This is a genomic window from Streptosporangium sp. LJ11 (assembly GCF_051918945.1).
Lineage (GTDB): Bacteria > Actinomycetota > Actinomycetes > Streptosporangiales > Streptosporangiaceae > Streptosporangium.
Map to the genome: position 1 here is coordinate 1 of NZ_JBPXMB010000043.1, position 17289 is coordinate 17289.

Here is a 17289-nt window from a genome sequence, read left to right on the forward strand (position 1 = left end):
ACATGCGCAGACCTGACCGGCCAGGGCACGCTCGGGCCTTGACGGCCCTCCCGCTCCCGATTCCCCCGTCGCCTAAAAGCGACGGCCCCCTCGGGAGAATCTGATGGACGACACCGGATCCGGCGGCAGGCCGTTGGACGGGCGGGCCTCCGAAGAACGGACCGCCGACGAGCGGGCCTCCGGGAAACGAACCTTCGAGGAACAGACCTTCGAGGAGCGGATCGGGGACTTCTACTCCCCCGCCGTCTCCCTGATCCGCCTGCGGCCCCGGCCCGACGTCACCGGAGCCCCGGCCGACCTGCTGCTGCGGGCTCTTGAACCGCCCGCGGTGAAGGTGCGGCACATCCCTCTGGTCGATCTGCTCAGGAAGCCCTACCGGGAGCTGGGCGGTGACTGAGGCCCGGACCCGGCGGTCCGGCGGGCGGGCGAAACTCGTTTTGGAAGTCACTCCAACCCCTTCCGTCCCTCGATTTTCCCATATTTCCGGCTTTTTCCCCGCAGCAGAACCTCGCGATCCGGTCTGCACATCTTCCAGACCCGCGTAGCATCATCGGGCATGGGGCAGCCGAAAACGTCTACGCGCCGCCTGCGGCACATCTCGAAGGTGACGGTGGCCGCGGCGCTCGTCGTCATGTCCTCGGGCTGCGGGATGGCCAACGGCATGGCCTCGACGGAACGGTTGCAGCTGGAGCCGATCGCCGTCTCCAGCCCTCAGGTCAGAGACGGCGGCCCCCTGCCGTCCGACTACTCGTGCAAGGGTTCGGCCGGTAACCCGCCGCTCCGCTGGTCTCGCGTGCCGGAGGGAACGGAGTCCGTCGCGATCGTGGTGGACAACAACTCACGGACCGGCGGCGAGGTGAACTGGGTCGTTTTCGGCATCGATCCGCGGACTAACGAGCTACCGGAGGGTAGCGTCCCGGTGGGAGCCGTCGAAGGGAGCACGACGAGTGGCAAGGTGGGCTATAGCCCTCCGTGCGACACCCAGGAGAACTATCGTTTCACTGTCTACGCGCTGAACGGCAAGGTCGAGCTTCGTAAGGGATCCCTCCTTGACAAGACCTTGAAGAGCATCGCGGACAAGACGATCGCCTGGGGACGGCTCACCGCGGCGCACATCGAGTGACTGGTCAAACACCGGAGGTAGTAATGGTTACCGATTCTTCACTTAGGGTGTGACAACGCTCATAGTGGTCCGACACAATCAGATCCAATGTCCAAGCGCAGGTGATGCATGGGGGCAGGTCGCGTCGATGGCCGCGCGACCTCACCGGCGCCGCTGTAAGGCCATGGCCTTGAGGGTGGTGCAATGATCGCGGTCGTAGTAAGCCTGGTCGCCGTCGTGCTCCTCGTGCTCGTCGTCGTGGCACTGGGAATGCGGTCGATGAACCGCAGGGAGAGCGCACTCCCCGCGGAGCGTCTGCGGGAGATGGCGGAGAAGGAGGCGCTGACTCCGACCATGTCCAGCGACGACTTCGCCACCAGAGAACCGAAGATGAACCATTTCACCCCCGACCTGACCCCGTTCGACGAGCCGAAGCCGCCACGCCAGCCGCGGCCGCCGAGCTCGCGGGGCAAGCGCGGGCTGAACGAGTTCGGCCAGGTGGACGACTACGACGACGACTACTGGACGCGGCTCCAGGCCGACGAGGGCGGTTTCGGAGGGTCCTTGGCGGCTCGGATGGGCGCGAGCCGTCCCGTCGAGCAGGACGACCAGAAGGTCGACGCCGACGCGGTGACCGTGCAGGCTCCGCTGCCGACCAGGCCCCAGCCGTCCCGCGGCACCCCGCAACGCCCCTCGGCCCCACCGGCCAGGCCCGCCGCCGAACCGGCCATCGCCTCCGCCTCGCTGCCCTCCGGTCTCTCCGACCTGGTGGCCCCGGTCCAGCCGAACCCGGCTCCCACCGCCGCCTCGCTCGCCGAGCAGAAGACCGTGACCTTCGCGGCTCCCACTCCCGGCGCCTTCGGCGAGGCCCGCCCCTCCCGGGCGAGCTCCCGTCGCGGCGGCAACAGGGCGTCCTCGCAGCCGGCCGCCCAGGGCAACGGCGGCTCGCCCCGGTCCGCCCAGGGCGGCCCGTCCCGGCCCGACCCGCTGAACGACCCGCTCGGCGGCTCCTACTCCCGCCGCGGCGCGGGCTCCGCGGCGAACGGCGCGGGCTCCCGGCCCAGCGGCGCCGCCTCCCCGGCGGCCGGCAACGGCGCTCCCGGCGCCCGGCCCGGCCCGGCCGGCGGCCGGCCCGGCGCCGGTCCCGGCGGCAGTGCCCCGATGCCCCCCATGGGGCCCACGACCAGCGGCGGCTTCCCCGCCGCGGCCGTGCCCGACCCGCTCGCCGCCTCCTACCGCACCCCGTCGCAGCCGCCCAAGACCGGTAACCCGGCGGACAACCCGTGGGCTCAGGCCACGAACCCCTCGTCGGGGGGCTGGCCGGCGGCGAACACCGCCGACATCCTCGACGACCCCGGCCCGTCCTACTCCTCCTACCAGACGCCGGTCTACAGCGCTCCGCCCGCCGGCTCGTACGAGGTCAGCTCGGGCTGGGCCACCATCGAGGACGACGCGATCACCGGCCCGAGCCCGGCGGTCTCCACCTCGACCGGTCCTTCCCGGACCTTCTCCTCCACCCCGGACCGTCCGGCCGACCCGCGGGGCGGGGCGGCGACGGGCGGCCCGTCGGGTGGATACGGCTACGAGCCCCGGCAGGCCAGCCCGGCCAGCCCGGCCGCCTGGCCGGAGCCCGGCACTCCCAACGGGAGTGACGCGGCGAGCTGGCCGAGCTACGGCGAGCTCTACGGCACGGCGCCGGCCCCCGAGGCCGCGGCCACCGGTTCCGACGCACGAGGCCGGGCAAGCTCGCGGGGCAACCACCACCGGGCACAGGAGCCCGACTACCCCGACTATTACCGCTGATTCTTTCCGCCCTCCGTAAAGGCCTCGGGTAAACACCCGGATGGTGAGGGGCAGCACCGTAAGGTCTGCCCCATGGAGACGGACACGAAGAGCGACGGTGTTCTGACAGCGGGTGGCCTCGCCCCCGTGCTGCGACATGACCTGCCCGCCTCCCTGGTGGTCTTCCTGGTGGCCGTACCCCTCTCCCTGGGCATCGCGGTCGCCTCGGGAGCGCCACTGGCGGCGGGACTCATCGCCGGTGTGGTGGGCGGCGTCGTGGCGGGTTTCCTGGGCGGCTCCGTCGTCCAGGTGAGCGGGCCGGCGGCCGGGCTCTCCCTGGTGGTGGCCGATCTCGTGATCACGTACGGCTGGCGGGCCACCTGCATGATCACTCTGCTCGCGGGCGCCCTGCAGCTGCTGCTGGGCGTCTGCCGGGTCGCCCGCTCGGCGCTGGCGGTCTCCCCCGCCGTGGTGCACGGCATGCTGGCCGGGGTGGGCGTGGTGATCGCCCTCGCCCAGTTGCACGTGGTGCTCGGCGGAAGCCCGCAGCGCTCCGCGATCGAGAATCTGATCGAGCTGCCCCACCAGATCATCCACAATCACACGCACGCGGTCTTCGCCGGTCTGCTGACCATCGCGGTCCTGATCGCCTGGACCCGCCTGCCGCAGCAGCTGCGGAACCTCCCGGCGCCGCTGGCGGCCCTGCTCGTCGCCTCGGTGACCGCCTGGGCTCTCGGCTGGGAGGTCACCCGGATCGACCTGTCGGCCAGCCTGGACTCCTGGGCCGGCCCCGTCTGGCCCCAGGGCGACTGGCACGGGATCATCGGGGCGGTGCTGCTCGTGGCCCTGCTCGCCGGAGTGGAGTCGCTGCTCTGCTCGGTGGCCGTCGACAAACTGCACGACGGCAGGCGCTCCGACCTCGACAGGGAGCTCACCGGCCAGGGCGTGGCCAACATGGTGACCGGCGCGCTGGGCGGGCTGCCCGTGGCCGGGGTCATCGTCCGCAGCACCACCAACGTCCGCGCCGGGGCCCGCAGTCCGTGGTCCACGATCATGCATGGGATCTGGATCCTGCTGTTCGCGGTCGGGCTGGGGTGGATGATCGCGCTGATCCCGATGGAGGCGCTGGCCGCTCTCCTGGTCTTCATCGGCGTGCAGATGGTCAACATGGGGCATCTGCGCAACCTGCGCGGCCACAGCGAGGTCCCGGTGTACGTCGTCACGATGGCCGGGGTGGTGCTGCTCGGTCTCGCCGAGGGCGTGCTGGTCGGCCTCGGTCTCGCCGCGCTGTTCGCGTTGCGCCGCCTCACCCGGGTGACCGTGCGGGCCATGGCCGAGCCCGACGGCCGCTGGCACGTGGTGATCGCCGGCTCGCTGACCTTCCTGGGGGTGCCCACGCTCACCTCGGAACTGCGGGCCATCCCCGCGGGGGCCGCGGTCGACCTCGACCTGAACATCGACTTCATGGACAACGCGGCCTTCGAGGCCATCCACGACTGGCGGAACGAGTACGAGCGCGCCGGCGGGACCGTGAACATCGACGAGATCCACGACGAGTGGTACGCCATGGCGGCCAGCGGGGTCCGGGTGTTCCCCGCCAAGACGCCGCCCCGTGCTCCCGACCGGTGGTGGCTGCCCTGGTCCCACCGGAGGAACGGGCAGCGGACGAACCGTCAGCCGCTGCTCGCCGCCCGGCACGCGCCCCGCGAGGAGAGTCCCGCCGTGCCCGACCTGCTGGCCGGGGCGCGGGAGTTCCACCGGCGGACGGCTCCGCTGGTCCGCCCCCTCCTGCACGACATGGCCCGCGGGCAGGAGCCCTCGCACCTCTTCATCACCTGCGCCGACTCCCGCATCGTGCCGAACCTGATCACCGCCAGCGGTCCCGGCGACCTGTTCACCGTCCGCAACCTCGGCAACCTGGTGCCCCGGCTGGGGTCGGTGCCTGCGGACGACTCGGTGGCGGCGGCGATCGAGTACGCCACGGGCGCGCTCAACGTCCGCACCATCACGGTCTGCGGGCACTCGGGCTGCGGGGCGATGGCCGCGCTGCTCAGCGGGGGCGAGAAGGCGGCGGGCCTGCCCGCGTTCGGCCGCTGGATGCGCCACGGCAACCACACCCTGGCGCGGTTCATCTCGGGCGAGAGCGCCGGTGAGGACGACGGGCCGCTGGACCGCCTCTGCCGGGTCAACGTGATCCAGCAGCTGGAGAACCTGCGGACCTACCCGCAGGTGGACCGGCTGTTCCGGGCCGGGCACCTGGAGTTGGTCGGCATGTACTTCGACATCGGCACCGCCCGGGTGCACCTGCTGGAGCATCCTCCGACCGCGAGCCGTCCGCTCTGAGCGGATGCCTTGCGCCACGGGTGAAAGCCTGTGGTCACGCACCGGCCGGGCGCCCAGGATGAGGCGCCATGAGAATGCTGATCATCGGTGGCTCGGTCTTCGTCGGCCGGGCGATCACGGAAGAGGCGCTGCGGCGCGGGCACGAGGTCACGACGTTCAACCGGGGGCGCAGCGGGGTGGACCTGCCGGGCGTGGAGGCGGTCAGGGGCGACCGCGAGGTGCCGGCCGACCTGGACCGCCTGGTGGAGGGCCGGGAGTGGGACGCCGTCATCGACGTCATGGGCAGGATCCCGAGGGTGGTCGGCGAGTCGGTGCGCCGGCTCAGCGGCCGGGCGGGCGTCTACACGTACATCTCCAGCATCTCGGCGCTCGTCGACTTCCCCGCGAAGGAGTGCGACGAGAGCTCGCCGCGATACGAGTGCGCGCCGGACGCGGGACCGGAGGACGGCGAGTACGGCATGCTCAAGGCGGGGTGCGAGCGGGCGGTGGAGGAGGGCTTCGAGGGCAACGCTCTGATCATCCAGCCGGGTCTCATCCTCGGCCCGCACGAGGACGTGGGCCGCCTGCCCTGGTGGCTGGACCGGATCTCCCGGGGCGGACGGGTCCTGGCACCTGGCGACCCTGACCGCGCGATGCAGGTCATCGACGTGCGTGACCTCGCCTCGTTCGTCCTCGACCGCACCGAGGCCGGGAAGGCCGACCGGTTCCTCGCCGGCGGGGTGCCGGGCAACGTCACCTACGGCGGCTGGCTGGCCGAGTGCCGCGCGGTGACCGGCTCCGACGCCGAGTTCGTCTGGGTCGACGACCGGTTCCTGCTCGACCGGGAGGTGCGGCCGTGGACGGAGTTCCCCGTCTGGGCGCCGGACGGTCCCGAGTTCGCCGCGGTCTGGCTGACGTCGTCGGCGAAGGCCCTCGCGGCCGGGCTGAACTGCCGTCCGGCCGCCGAGACCGTACGCGACACCTGGGCGTGGCTCCGCGAGATCCCTCCGGCGGAGCGGTCGTTCCGCGGGCACGGCATCGATCCGGAGAAGGAGGCCAGAATCCTCGCCGAGTGGGCATAGGGGCTTCATGGACATCCAGCTCACTTTCGACGCCGACGATCCGCCGTCGCTCGCCGCCTTCTGGGCGGAGGCCCTCGGTTACCGCCTCCAGCCGCCTCCCGAGGGGTTCGACAGCTGGGAGGCGTGGGCGAACGCCCAGGGCATCCCCGAGGAGCAGCACTCCGACCGGTCCGCCATCGTGGACCCGGACGAGGGGCGGCCCCGCTTCTACTTCCAGCGTGTGCCCGAGGGCAAGACCGCCAAGAACCGCCTCCACCTGGACGTCAACGTGGGCGGTCCGCCCGGCACGCCGCTGGAGGAGCGCCGCAAGCTCGTGGAGGCGGAGGTGGGACGGCTCGCCGCCCTGGGGGCCGTCGAGGTGCGGACGGTGGAGGAGCACGGCGAGTACTGGACGGTCATGACCGATCCCGAGGGCAACGAGTTCTGCCTGCAGTAGGCATGCATTTCTACGCATACATCGCGCTGGTGGACGCATAGATTCATCGCTGTCCGGCTCCGTCCCCCGAATGCCGGACAGCGGTCCACGCTCCCAGGGCCGAAGGTGGAGGGCGGCCGATTCCGCCCTCCACCCACCTGGGCCCCGTGCCGTGTCACGCGCGGCGGGTGTGCCTCATCGTCCAGTTGGTCTCCCAGGTCTTCTCCCCGTCCGCGGAGAACGCCTGCTCCCACAGGGCCGAGGTCGGCGTGATCTCCGACCAGGTGTACCGCATCCGGATGGGCGTGCCTTCGCGGGTCTCGTCGCCGTGGAACACGCCCTTCCCGTCGGCGAACCTGCCGAAGACGGGACTGTGCATGACTCCGGTCTTGCTGTCGATCCAGTAGATCGCCCACAGTTCGCGTTCGACGTCGAAGGTTCGTATCGACGCCCCCTTGAAGCCCTTCGTGGGGAAGGTGATCTCGTCGAAGACGCCGGCGCCGTCGAAAAAACCGCGGCAGACGGCGACGCTGGGAAACTCCTCCCACTCGTCTTCTCCGCTCAGCGGTTTGAGGAGCCTGCGGTTGTCTATGTCCCAGGTGCCGTGCAGGAAGTCGAAATCGCTGTTCATGCTGGGATGTTAAAGCCGTTCCCTTACGTTCTCAGCCAGTCGGGCATAGAAATCTCGCGCCCGCGTGGGCGTTGCGCGGCACCTGTATGAGGGGTACCGTCACGGCGCCCGGACCCGTGCGCTTTCCCTCCCGATTCCAGCACGGGCGCCGGGAGACGGCGTACCACGGGGACGTTCCACATGTGCGGGGGCATATAACTCAGGGCACTACGCATACGGCACGGAGGTCGGCGATGACTGAGTGGCACGCGTTACGGGAAGAGCTGGTCTCGCGGGTACGCGCGCGGGGCATCAGCAAGGTCGTGGCCGACGCGTTGCGGGTGGTGCCGCGCCATGTGTTCCTGCCGCGGCTCGCGGCGGAGGCCGTCTACCAGGACGACGCGATCGTGACCAAGCGCGACGCGGAGGGCCGCCCGATCAGTTCCTCCTCCCAGCCGGCGATCATGGCCCTGATGCTCGACCAGCTCGACGTGCGGCCGGGACAGCGGGTGCTGGAGATCGGGACGGGAACGGGCTACAACGCCGCCCTGCTCGCCCATCTGGTGGGACCGGAGGGCCTGGTCGTGAGCGTCGACATCGACCCCGATCTGGTGGCGGCGGCCGGCGAGCACCTGGCGGCCGCGGGCCACCCCGAGGTGAGGCTGGTGTGCGGCGACGGCGCCGAGGGGTTCTCCCCGGAGGCGCCCTACGACCGGGTGATCGCCACCGTCGGCGTGTGGGATCTCGCCCCGGCGTGGCTGGATCAGCTCGCGCCCGGCGGGCGCCTCGTCGCCCCGCTGGACCTGCGGGGGGTGCAGCGCTCGGTGGCGATGGAGCGGGACAACGGGCACTGGACGAGCCGCTCGGTGCTGCCCTGCGGGTTCATGCGGATGCGCGGCCCCTTCGCCGGTCCGGAGACGACGCTGGTGCTGGACCGGGAGTCCGACCTGGCGATCTCGCTGCCCGAGACGAGCGAGATCGGCGACGTGCTGGGGGCGCTCGACGGACCCGTGGTCGAGCTGTCCACCGAGATCAGCGCCAGCCTCTCCCAGCTCCTCGACGGGTTGAGCCTGTGGCTCGCGGTGCACGAGCCCCGCTGGTGCACGATCTCGGAGGCGCGGCCCGGGTGGCTGGCCTCGCCCCCGCTCGACATGACGGGCTTCAGGATGGCCGTCGGCATCGTCGAGCGCGACAACCTCTGCCTGCTGGAGCCGTCACCGGACGGGACTCTGATCGCGCGCGGCCACGGTCCGGACAGGATGCGGCTGGCGAGCGAGTTGGTCGCCCACATCCAGGCGTGGGACATGGCGGACAGGCCCATGACCTCGGGGCTTCGCATCGACGCCTACCGGGGTGACCCGCCCGACGGCGGGCTGCTCATCCGCAAGCGCCACACCACGCTCGCCCTCTCCTGGAAAGACCTCTGACCCGCACACGCCGCACCTGAGACTTCTGTGCCGGTGATCTGTAGTCGGCGGCTGTGAACGATAGATGGCGGACGTGAGACTTTCTCGATACCCGGCCCCTTTTCAGGGAAAATGGCCCGTGATCATGGCTGGGGATCCAGCAGCGCTGCGATCCCCGGCCAACGGCGGCGGCTGCCTCATCGAGTCCAGCGGCACGTCGGCCAGCCGATCGGCCCAGCCGCTGGTGTAGGCGTAGACCAGGGCGGGGCTGACCGCCGACAGGTCGCGGTCGTCCAGGCCGAGGCGCTCGGCCGTGCCCGGCGCCCAGTTGTGCACGAAGACGTCCGCGCCGGCGACCAGGTCGCGCAGCTCGGCCCGGCCCGCGGCCGACTTGATGTCGATCTCCACCGCGCGTTTGCCCCGGTTGAGCGCGAGCCACCGGGCCGACAGGTCACCGCACATGGGCGGCATGCCGCGCAGCGGATCCCCGCCGGGCGGTTCGATCCGCACCACGCCCGCCCCCAGCAGGTGAGCGGCGCCTGGATCCGCCGCCCGGCCTCCAGGACCATGAGCCCGGCCAGCGGCCGGGCGGTCGCGGCTGTCGCGTCCCGCGAGGGTGGCCGGGAGACCGAGAGAAGCGGCGACAGCCGCCAGGGCGCCGCCGGGCGGGATTCGGTCAGCCGGTCGGCGAGGGAGCGCAGCGCGCACACCGAGGCTCCCGACTCCTTCGCGGCGTGCCGTACCCCCTCCCAGTTCGCCGCGCGAGCCCGCGCGTGCGGTTCCTCGGGGAGCGGGCAGCAGGCGGTGGCGTAGCGGAACTGGAAGGACTTCCACGCCGATCCGGCGAGGCGCTCGGCCAAGCCCAGTGCCCGCCAGAACGTCGTCCACACAGCCGGGTCGAGGGTCTCGACCTCGAAGCACACGCCGTCGGCCGTGGTGAAGGGCGGCCCGCCGGGCGAGAACGGCACCGCCTCCTCGTCCTCGGCCGTGGCGGCGGCCAGATACTGGCCGACGACGAGCAGCCCGGCCAGGTCCACCCCGGTCCGCACGGTCTCGACCGCGCAGCCGCGGGCCCGGCCGATCAGAGCGGCCAGGAGTGCTTGGACGGCCAGTACCGAGCACGCGGTCGTCAGGTAGTCGGCGGCCAGGCCACGCGGCTCGCCGTCGCGGCGGCCGTGCACGTGGGCGACCCCGGTCGCGGCCTGCGCGGTGGCCTCGTCGCTCACCTCCTCCCGTAGGGCGATCTCGGCCCAGGTGTGCTCGGTTCCACGGCGGTGCTGGACGTGACCGCCCTGACCGGACACGCCGAGCCCGCCGTCCGAGACCTCTACCTGCCCCGGGTGGCGAGCGGGCAGCTGACCATGTGCAACGCCATGACCGAACCGTACGCGCCCGGCTCCGAACCCGGCCTCACCACCACCCGGGCCGTCCAGGAGTCCGACGGCTCCCGGACGGTTCACGGGCGCAAGTGGTTCGTCACCGTCCCACCCGGCCACCTCCCCGGGGAGGCCGGGCGAGGACTGCGGGTTATCGCCGAACGGGTACGGCTCGGCCGCCTGCTGCGCTGCCTACGCTGGCTCGGCCAGGCCGAACGCGCCTTCACCCTCATGCGCGAGCGGGCCCGCTCACGGCCGGCATCCTCAGGACGACTCGCCGACCTCCAGCTCGTCCAGGCGCTTGTCTTCGACGCCCTGCTCGCGATCAGGACCATCCGCCCGCTGGTGTTCGAGGCCGTGGCCCTGGTGGAGGCGGGACTGGACGCCAGAGTCGAGACCGGCCTGGCGAAGGTGGCCGCCGCCCGGATGCTGCACCAGGTCACCGACGCGGCCATCCAGGTCCACGGCGCGGCCGGGCTGGGCCCCGACACCCCGCTGCCCGCGCTGTTCCGCACCGGCCGGATGGCCCGCCTCCTCGACGGCCCCGACGAACTGCACATCACCGCGGTGGCTCGCAGGATCCTCGGCTGAGTTCACCGGACGGGCGCCGCCGTGCGGCCTCGTCATCACGTATGCGCGGAGGCGCGACCCGGCGGAAGGGGCGGCCGCCGTCCTCTTCCCGCCCCGTGAGGGCGCACCGGGCTCGAAACCGCGGGGGGCCGCATACTCGCCGCCACGCGTCCCTCTCACCTCATGGTTCCGCCCGAACAGGCGACCGGCCGAGCCCGGGCCGTGTCCGCGCGGGTGTCCTGTACGACTGTCAGGCGTTGTAGGGGTCCTGGCCCGAGAGGATCCGGCCGGTCATGGACTTGAGGGCCTCCAGAGCCGTCAAGTAGGTCATGGGACCGAAGGACACCCGTGCCACGCCGAGCGCGGCCAGCCTGCCCAGGTCCATGCCGGGCAGGAAGGTCACGTTGACCGGTCCTGCGATGGCCTTGACGAGGTCGGCGATTACCTCCTCCGAGGGAGCCAGGATGGGGAAGACGCAGTCGGCGCCGGCCTCGAGATAGCGGCGGCCGCGTTCGGCGACCTCCTCCACCGAGGGCGAACCGGTCAGGAAGAGATCGATCCTGGCGTTGATCACCAGGTCAGGGCTCGCCGCCCGCAGCGCCGCGATGCGGGCGGCCTGCGTGTCCACGTCGAGCAGGCCGCCCGCGCGATGGTCGCTCTCCTCGAGGTTGAACCCGGCCGCGCCGATGGCGATGAGCCGCTCGACGAGCTCCGCGGGCGGCAGGCCGTATCCGGCCTCGGCGTCCACGGTCACCGGTACGTCCACCGCACGGATGATCTTGGCCGCGATGTCCAGCATCTCGTCAACGGGCGCGCCCTCGTGGTCGTCGTACCCCAGCATGGCCGCGATGGACGCGCTGGCGGTCGCCAGGGCGGGGTTTCCCGCCTCGGCCACGATGGTGGCGGAGGCCACGTCCCACACGTTCGGCAGGATCAGCGGGTCACCGGATCTGTGCAGGTCACGAAGCAGCGCAGTCTGGGTGTTCGTCATCGGCCGTCCCTTGTCGTCGGGGTTGGTGCGTCATGAATACGAAGAAATCGGGCTTCCGTTTGTGATAGAACCGCGATGTGATTGTCGCCACAGCGATCCGCCGGCCGGGTGGCCGTGGCCGACCGTCCGATCCGGACCTCGTACAGGTCCCGGACGTCACGCCGGATCGGGCCCGCTGGACGGCGCGCGCCACTGGCCTGATCCACCCCCTCTCCGGCGGCGGCCCGCATCGGCACGGTCGTCACGCGTCACCGGTCAGGGGGCAGCAGGCGCTGTACGAAGGCGCGGCGCTCGTTCAGCAGCGTGAGCGCCGCGGCCGCCGCGGCCCGGACATCGGCGACATCGGCGGCATCGGCCCCGGTCCGGTCGGGTGGGTGGAGCAGAGCGCGTACGCTCGCCTCGAACACCGCCCGCCGATCGTCGAGCGCCTCCGCGCCGGCCCCTGTCATCAGCCCGAAGAAGCCGCCCACCAGCGCACGCATGGCGTACGTCTGATGCGCGAAGGTCCAGTCGTCCCTGGCCAGGCCGTGGGTGCGCCACACCTTGAGCAGGTCACGGGACAGGACACCGGGCCCGAGCAGGTCGAGCAGGCGCCGGGTCTCCTCCCGCTCCGTGAGCAGCCCGATCATGTGCACGTCGGCCTCCTGCACCGCGCGCACGAACGGGTGACCCAGCAGGGTGGTCCGGAGCATCTCCCAGCACAGCCGGTGCGGCCACACGGCGTCGACGTCGGCGCCGAGGTCGGGGAGGTACTCGGCCGCGTCGAGGAAGTCACGGACGATCAGCTCGGCGATCAGGTCTTCCTTCGTCCGCCAGTACAGGTAGAGCGTCCCCTTCCCGATGTGCGCCAACCGGGTGATCTCCGAGACGCTGATGCTCCGCACTCCGTGGCGGAGCACCAGCTCCCGCGTCACCTTCAGGATGCGCGCGACCTTGGCCGGGTCGTGCCGCACGAGCTCGGTCACCGCGACTCCTTCAGGCTCAGGCCGCCGCGATGTCCGCGTTCTTCGCGACCCTGCCGCGCATGAAGAACTGCCGGACATAATGCCCGATGACCGGCCAATCCTCGCCTCGGGTCCAGAAATGGCGCACGAGAGCCTCGCGGCGGCCAAAGGGATTGAACCACTGCCGCATCGGTTCGGCCGAGCCCTGCCACTCGGTGACGGCCGGCCGTAGCTTGCGCTCCCACTCGGTCATCGCTGTTGCGAGGTCGTCCGGATGCCGCCGCAGCATGGTGCCGAGCAGGTCCGATCCGGCCAGCCCCGCCGAGACGCCCATCCCGGCGTAGAGGGTGACGCACCATGCCGAGTCACCGATCAGGACCACCCGGCCCCGGTGCCAGGAATCCATCCGCACCTGTTCGGCCGAGTCGAAGAGGATGTCCTGCACGGTGTCGGCCTCGTCGAGGACGGCGCCGAGCAGCTTGCCCGTCGGCCGGTCACCGAAGACCTGGCGCAGTCGCTTCGCCGGGGGCAGCCGGAACTCGGCGTCGATGTCATCGGTGCGGTACGTGAGCATCACCGTGGGGATGATGTCCTGGAACCCGAACACCCACATCGCGCGGCCACGGTCCGGTTCGAGCTGCACGGCGGTGTCTTCCTGCGCGAGGCCGGGCAGGGGTTTCGACAGCTGGAACGCGCAGGTGATCCCGCCCATCCGGTGCATGTACCGCTCGTGCGGGCCGAACACCAGCCTGCGTACGGTCGACCGCAGCCCGTCCGCGCCGACGACCAGGCCGAACCGTTCGATCACGGTCTCGTCACTCAAGGTGTTGTGCAGGGTCACGTCGACGCCGTCGTCGTCCTGCTCGATCTCGGTCGGGACGGTGGAGAAGCGAATCTCGACGTCGTCGGGCAGCGCCTCGAACGCGGCGTCCTCGACCTCGCCCCGGCGCATCATGCGCGGACCGTCCGGGAGATTACCGAGAATGGCCATGCTGGTCCTGTTACCGTGCCGGTCGACTTCGTAGTGAATGGTATTGGGAGAGGTGTGGTCCGCCACGCCGGGTCCCAGGCCCAGCCGCTCGGCGCTGGCGCGTCCCGCTCCCCACAGCAGCACGAAATAGCCGCCCTTTCGGCGCCGCGGCGCTCGTTCGACGATGACGGGCTCCCAGCCGATCTGACGCAGCCGGATCGCCGTCGCCATACCGCTGATTCCCATTCCGACGATTAGTGCGCGCCGATTGTTTTCATTGTTCATGTCTTCAGTATAGGAAATGACTGACCATTTCCCTCAGTCGGTCAGTAGGTCATATCTCATATCTTCCGGACCTCACATTTCCGCCCGCTGAATCGTCAGAGATATACCCCCTTCCGCACGCGCCGCCATTTACGAAGCCGGCCCCGCCGACCCGCTCATCGAGTGCTCGCGCCAGCGAGTCGGCTCTCATCGTCGTTCCACCTTTGCCTTGGCTACGCCTTGTCAACAAGACGAAATGAGCCGGGCGAATGTGATGAGGATCCGGGCGTTCGATCGTGCCGAGGCTCGGGCCGCCGGCGCCGGCGGCCCGCGGAGGGGCGTGGCCCTCAGAGGCCGGACTCCTTCCAGGCATGGAGTTTGTCCGGGTTCACGATCACCCAGATCTGGGTGATGAGGCCGCCGCGGACGGCGAAGGCCACGATGCCGTTGACCTCGCCGCCGACATGGCTGACCAGCCCGGGGCAGCCGTTGACGTTCTCCTCGGTGAGCTCCTGGGCGAACCTGTTCCGAAGCAGGCCGAGGAAGTAACGCGCCGTCTTCCCGGCACCGAGGATCGCGCGCCGGGCCGCCGTGGCCTTCCCCCCGCCGTCGGCGCGCACGGTGACCTGGGGGTCGAGCAGGCTGATCAGGGTGTCGAGGTCACCCTGCTCGCAGGCGTTCTTGAAGGCGGAGACGATGCCGCGATGCTGGTGGGCGGTCACGGCGCGGCGCCGGTCGGACCGCAGGTGGCGCCGGGCCGAGGCGGCCAGCTGACGGCTGGACTCCGCGGTACGCCCGACGATGCCGGCGATCTCCGTGTGGGGCAGGTCGAAGACGTCGTGCAGGATGAAGGCGACCCGCTCGGCGGGGGTGACGGATTCCAGCATGACGAGCATGCCCATGCTGACGGAGTCGTCGAGAGTCACCCGCTCGGCGGGATCGCCGACCCTGTTCCTGCCGGTGCTGGCCCACCGGGAGTCGTCGGGCAGCGGTTCGGGCAGCCAGTCCCCCACGTACCGCTCCCGGCGCGCCCGGGCCGAACCGAGCTGGTCCAGGCAGATCCTGCAGGTCACCCGCACCAGCCAGGCGGCCGGCGACCGGATCTCGCGCCGCGCCTCGTCGGACAGGGCGAACCATCGTGCGAAGGCGTCCTGTACGACGTCTTCGGCCTCATGCGCGCAGCCCAGCATCCTGAACGCGATGTTGACCAGGGTGACGCGCTCATCCACCATCACGGCGGCGCGCTCGTCGAAGATCGGGTGCGGGGAGGAGGGGGCCTGCTCCCGGTCAGGCGGCACGACGACTCTCCCGCGTTCCGGCCCGCACCGCGATGCCGTGCGGTCCGCTGACGTCGACGTCGACGGAACGGCAGGTCCCGCCGAGATCCTCGGCGATGCGCCGCGCCATCGGCTCACCGATGTCCCCCGGACCGGAAAGACCCGCTCTGAGCTGCTGCTCGATCCCACGATTCGTCATATGGCCGTCCCCGTTCTCTCGTGTACCGGGAAGTGGTCCAAGGAGGGAGGCGATCAAGGGGCCGCCGCGAGACGACTTCGTCCTCGGGCACGCGCACTCCCGGCTCCGGCGGTGCGACGGGTCGGCCCGTGAACCTGTCCCTGGCGTCACGGCCGTCGGACCGAGAGCACGGGACGGTGCCGAACCGGGTCGGCGCACGCGCCGCCACGTCGCCCTGTCGTGCTCACGTGCCGACATATCGTCCACATCGTCACCCATGAGCACTGTGCGCTCTCCTCATCACCCCGTCTCCATCGGTCTCCTCCTCTTCGACGGAACAGGACCGTCGATTGTGATGACGTTCGGGGTACGGCTGGAAAGATTTACCGTGAGGGCCATCGAGCGGGTGCCGGACGCGACGGCCGCTCGCGGGATCCGATCGTCTCGCCGCGGGCGTGACCCGTGCGTCAGCTCCCGGGGCGCCTTCTCGGTGTATGCCTTGACGATCTTCGGTGAAGCGGAGGCAGGCGCCGTCAACGCCGGTCAGCCGCGCGGCGACCTTGCCCCGGCCCGTTCCAGGCGTGGAGCTTGTCGGGATTCACGATCCGCCAGATGTCGGTGATGCGGCCGTCCCGGACGGCGATGGCCATGACGGAGTGGACTTCGCCGTCGGCGTAGCCGACCAGCCCGGGGCAGCCGTTGACGTTCTCCTCGACGATCTCCTGGGCGAATCGCTTGTGGAACAGGCCGAGGAAGTAGCGCGCGGTCTTCTCGGCGCCCAGGATCGGACGCAGAGCCGCGCGGGCCTTTCCCCCGCCGTCGGCGCGCACGCGGACCTCGGGGTCGAGCAGGCTGATCAAGCCGTCGAAGTCGCCGTGCTCGCAGGCGATCCTGAACGCGGAGACGATGCCGCGATGCTGGTGGGCGGTCACGGCGCGGCGCCGGTCGGACCGCAGGTGGCGCCGGGCCGAGGCGGCCAGCTGACGGCAGGCCGCCGGGCTGCGCCCCACGATCTCGGCGATCTCGGTATGGGGCAGGTCGAAGACGTCGTGCAGGACGAAGGCGACCCGCTCGGCGGCGGTGACGGATTCCAGCATGACGAGCACGCCCATGCTGACGGAGTCGTCGAGACTCACCTGCTCGGCGGGATCGCCCGGCCGGGACTTCCCGGCGCTGGTCCACCGGGCCTCGTCCGGGAGCGGTTCGGGCAGCCAGTCCCCCACGTACCGCTCCCGGCGTACCCGGGCCGAACCGAGCTGGTCCAGGCAGATCCTGCAGGTCACCCGCACCAGCCAGGCGGCCGGCGACCGGATCTCGCGCCGCGCCTCGTCGGACAGGGCGAACCACCGCGCGTAGGCCTCCTGCACGACGTCCTCGGCGTCGTTGGCGGAGCCGAGCATCCTGAACGCGATGTTGACCAAGGTGACGCGCTCGTCGAGCACGCCGGTGCCGCTTCCCTCGAAGATCAGGCGCAGGGAGGGGACGGCCTGCTCCCGGTCAGGTGGCACCACGGCACTCCTTCACGATCCAAGGGGGTACCAGTGCCCGATTTATGCCGCTGTGCGCCATGTTTATCCCCCGTCGCGGGCAAAGAGCCTTTGACGCCGTCCAGACTCAGCGCAGGTGTACGGGCAGGGCGTTGAGCCCGTTCATGACCATGGACGGGTAGCGGGTCACGGCGCCGGGGCCGGTGTCGAGTCGCAGGCGGGGATAGCGGGTCAGCAGTGTGCCAAGGGCGATGCGGGCCCCGCGGGCCAGCTCCCGCGGCAACCTGGCCGCGTACGTCCCGTACCGCCAGCCGCCCTTGACCAGCCGTGGGTCGGACAGCAGCGACCGTACCTCCTCGTGCCCGGTGATCAGCCACCCGATCGGTCCCGAGCGCCCCGCCACCGGATGGGCGGGTCCTTCGCTCAGGAGCTCGGCGTAGATGGCGTCACGCTCACCGTCGCGGACGGCGGTGAACGGGCTGGCGCTCGCGGCGCGTACCGTCGACATGACTT

At 70.9% G+C, this 17289-nt stretch carries 18 protein-coding genes and 1 pseudogene; 9 read left to right on the forward strand and 10 right to left on the reverse strand.

Going from position 1 to position 17289, the window contains the following annotated elements; genetic code table 11:
- Nucleotides 1–103: 103 nt before the first annotated feature.
- From ACTOQ3_RS39995 to ACTOQ3_RS40020, 6 genes are all read left to right on the forward strand, one after another.
- The gene (locus ACTOQ3_RS39995) at nucleotides 104–397 is read left to right on the forward strand and encodes a hypothetical protein (RefSeq protein ID WP_440089013.1); all 294 of its coding nucleotides are present in this window, start codon (nucleotides 104–106) and stop codon (nucleotides 395–397) included.
- A gap of 159 nt (nucleotides 398–556) precedes the next feature.
- Nucleotides 557–1123, forward strand: a complete 567-nt coding sequence (locus ACTOQ3_RS40000) for a YbhB/YbcL family Raf kinase inhibitor-like protein (RefSeq protein ID WP_362681338.1) — start codon at nucleotides 557–559, stop codon at nucleotides 1121–1123.
- A 183-nt stretch (nucleotides 1124–1306) separates the two neighbouring features.
- Nucleotides 1307–2905 (forward strand): hypothetical protein, encoded by a 1599-nt coding sequence (locus tag ACTOQ3_RS40005; RefSeq protein WP_440089014.1) that lies wholly within the window; start codon nucleotides 1307–1309, stop codon nucleotides 2903–2905.
- A 72-nt stretch (nucleotides 2906–2977) separates the two neighbouring features.
- The gene (locus tag ACTOQ3_RS40010; protein ID WP_440089016.1) at nucleotides 2978–5227 is read left to right on the forward strand and encodes a SulP family inorganic anion transporter; all 2250 of its coding nucleotides are present in this window, start codon (nucleotides 2978–2980) and stop codon (nucleotides 5225–5227) included.
- Between the two features lie 68 nt (nucleotides 5228–5295).
- Nucleotides 5296–6288, forward strand: a complete 993-nt coding sequence (locus tag ACTOQ3_RS40015) for an NAD-dependent epimerase/dehydratase family protein (RefSeq protein WP_440089017.1) — start codon at nucleotides 5296–5298, stop codon at nucleotides 6286–6288.
- 7 nt (nucleotides 6289–6295) lie between these two features.
- Nucleotides 6296–6724 carry a VOC family protein gene (locus ACTOQ3_RS40020; RefSeq protein WP_440089019.1) on the forward strand — a complete coding sequence of 143 codons (429 nt, stop codon included), beginning with the start codon at nucleotides 6296–6298 and terminating at the stop codon, nucleotides 6722–6724.
- 154 nt (nucleotides 6725–6878) lie between these two features.
- Here the strand turns inward: ACTOQ3_RS40020 and ACTOQ3_RS40025 are convergent, their stop codons facing one another.
- Nucleotides 6879–7334, reverse strand: coding sequence for a hypothetical protein (locus tag ACTOQ3_RS40025; protein WP_440089020.1), 456 nt, complete (start codon nucleotides 7332–7334; stop codon nucleotides 6879–6881).
- A gap of 233 nt (nucleotides 7335–7567) precedes the next feature.
- Between ACTOQ3_RS40025 and fxlM the strand changes: the two genes are divergently transcribed.
- Nucleotides 7568–8740, forward strand: a complete 1173-nt coding sequence (gene fxlM / locus ACTOQ3_RS40030; protein WP_440089021.1) for a methyltransferase, FxLD system — start codon at nucleotides 7568–7570, stop codon at nucleotides 8738–8740.
- Nucleotides 8741–8842: 102 nt separating this feature from the next.
- Here fxlM and ACTOQ3_RS40035 read toward each other — a convergent pair whose 3' ends face one another.
- Nucleotides 8843–9229, reverse strand: a complete 387-nt coding sequence (locus ACTOQ3_RS40035; RefSeq protein ID WP_440089022.1) for a CoA transferase — start codon at nucleotides 9227–9229, stop codon at nucleotides 8843–8845.
- 57 nt (nucleotides 9230–9286) lie between these two features.
- On the opposite strand from ACTOQ3_RS40035, the gene ACTOQ3_RS40040 reads away from it, so the two are divergent.
- Entirely contained in the window at nucleotides 9287–9532 is a 246-nt protein-coding gene (locus ACTOQ3_RS40040; protein ID WP_440089023.1) for a hypothetical protein, read from the forward strand.
- Here ACTOQ3_RS40040 and ACTOQ3_RS40045 read toward each other — a convergent pair.
- Nucleotides 9457–10023 (reverse strand): annotated as a pseudogene (locus ACTOQ3_RS40045) (CoA transferase); the annotation flags it as partial. The gene ACTOQ3_RS40040 and the pseudogene ACTOQ3_RS40045 overlap by 76 nt on opposite strands.
- On the opposite strand from ACTOQ3_RS40045, the gene ACTOQ3_RS40050 reads away from it, so the two are divergent.
- Nucleotides 9976–10686 carry an acyl-CoA dehydrogenase family protein gene (locus ACTOQ3_RS40050; protein ID WP_440089024.1) on the forward strand — a complete coding sequence of 237 codons (711 nt, stop codon included), beginning with the start codon at nucleotides 9976–9978 and terminating at the stop codon, nucleotides 10684–10686. The pseudogene ACTOQ3_RS40045 and the gene ACTOQ3_RS40050 sit on opposite strands and share 48 nt — an antisense overlap.
- Nucleotides 10687–10915: 229 nt before the next feature.
- Here ACTOQ3_RS40050 and ACTOQ3_RS40055 read toward each other — a convergent pair whose 3' ends face one another.
- The 7 genes from ACTOQ3_RS40055 to ACTOQ3_RS40085 all read right to left on the reverse strand — a co-directional run bounded on the left by ACTOQ3_RS40055 (nucleotide 10916) and on the right by ACTOQ3_RS40085 (nucleotide 17284).
- A complete protein-coding gene (locus ACTOQ3_RS40055; RefSeq protein WP_440089025.1) occupies nucleotides 10916–11656 on the reverse strand; it encodes an isocitrate lyase/PEP mutase family protein in 741 nt (246 codons plus the stop codon).
- A gap of 248 nt (nucleotides 11657–11904) precedes the next feature.
- On the reverse strand, nucleotides 11905–12621 hold the full coding sequence (locus tag ACTOQ3_RS40060) for a TetR/AcrR family transcriptional regulator (RefSeq protein ID WP_440089026.1): 717 nt from the start codon (nucleotides 12619–12621) through the stop codon (nucleotides 11905–11907).
- A gap of 16 nt (nucleotides 12622–12637) precedes the next feature.
- Nucleotides 12638–13855 (reverse strand): FAD-dependent monooxygenase, encoded by a 1218-nt coding sequence (locus ACTOQ3_RS40065; RefSeq protein ID WP_440089027.1) that lies wholly within the window; start codon nucleotides 13853–13855, stop codon nucleotides 12638–12640.
- A 326-nt stretch (nucleotides 13856–14181) separates the two neighbouring features.
- Entirely contained in the window at nucleotides 14182–15132 is a 951-nt protein-coding gene (gene sigJ / locus ACTOQ3_RS40070; protein ID WP_440089029.1) for an RNA polymerase sigma factor SigJ, read from the reverse strand.
- Nucleotides 15122–15310 (reverse strand): hypothetical protein, encoded by a 189-nt coding sequence (locus tag ACTOQ3_RS40075; RefSeq protein ID WP_440089030.1) that lies wholly within the window; start codon nucleotides 15308–15310, stop codon nucleotides 15122–15124. The genes sigJ (ACTOQ3_RS40070) and ACTOQ3_RS40075 overlap by 11 nt, the downstream gene beginning before the upstream one ends.
- A gap of 512 nt (nucleotides 15311–15822) precedes the next feature.
- Entirely contained in the window at nucleotides 15823–16800 is a 978-nt protein-coding gene (gene sigJ / locus ACTOQ3_RS40080; RefSeq protein ID WP_440089031.1) for an RNA polymerase sigma factor SigJ, read from the reverse strand.
- 103 nt (nucleotides 16801–16903) lie between these two features.
- Nucleotides 16904–17284 carry a hypothetical protein gene (locus tag ACTOQ3_RS40085; protein ID WP_440089032.1) on the reverse strand — a complete coding sequence of 127 codons (381 nt, stop codon included), beginning with the start codon at nucleotides 17282–17284 and terminating at the stop codon, nucleotides 16904–16906.
- Nucleotides 17285–17289 lie beyond the last annotated feature (5 nt).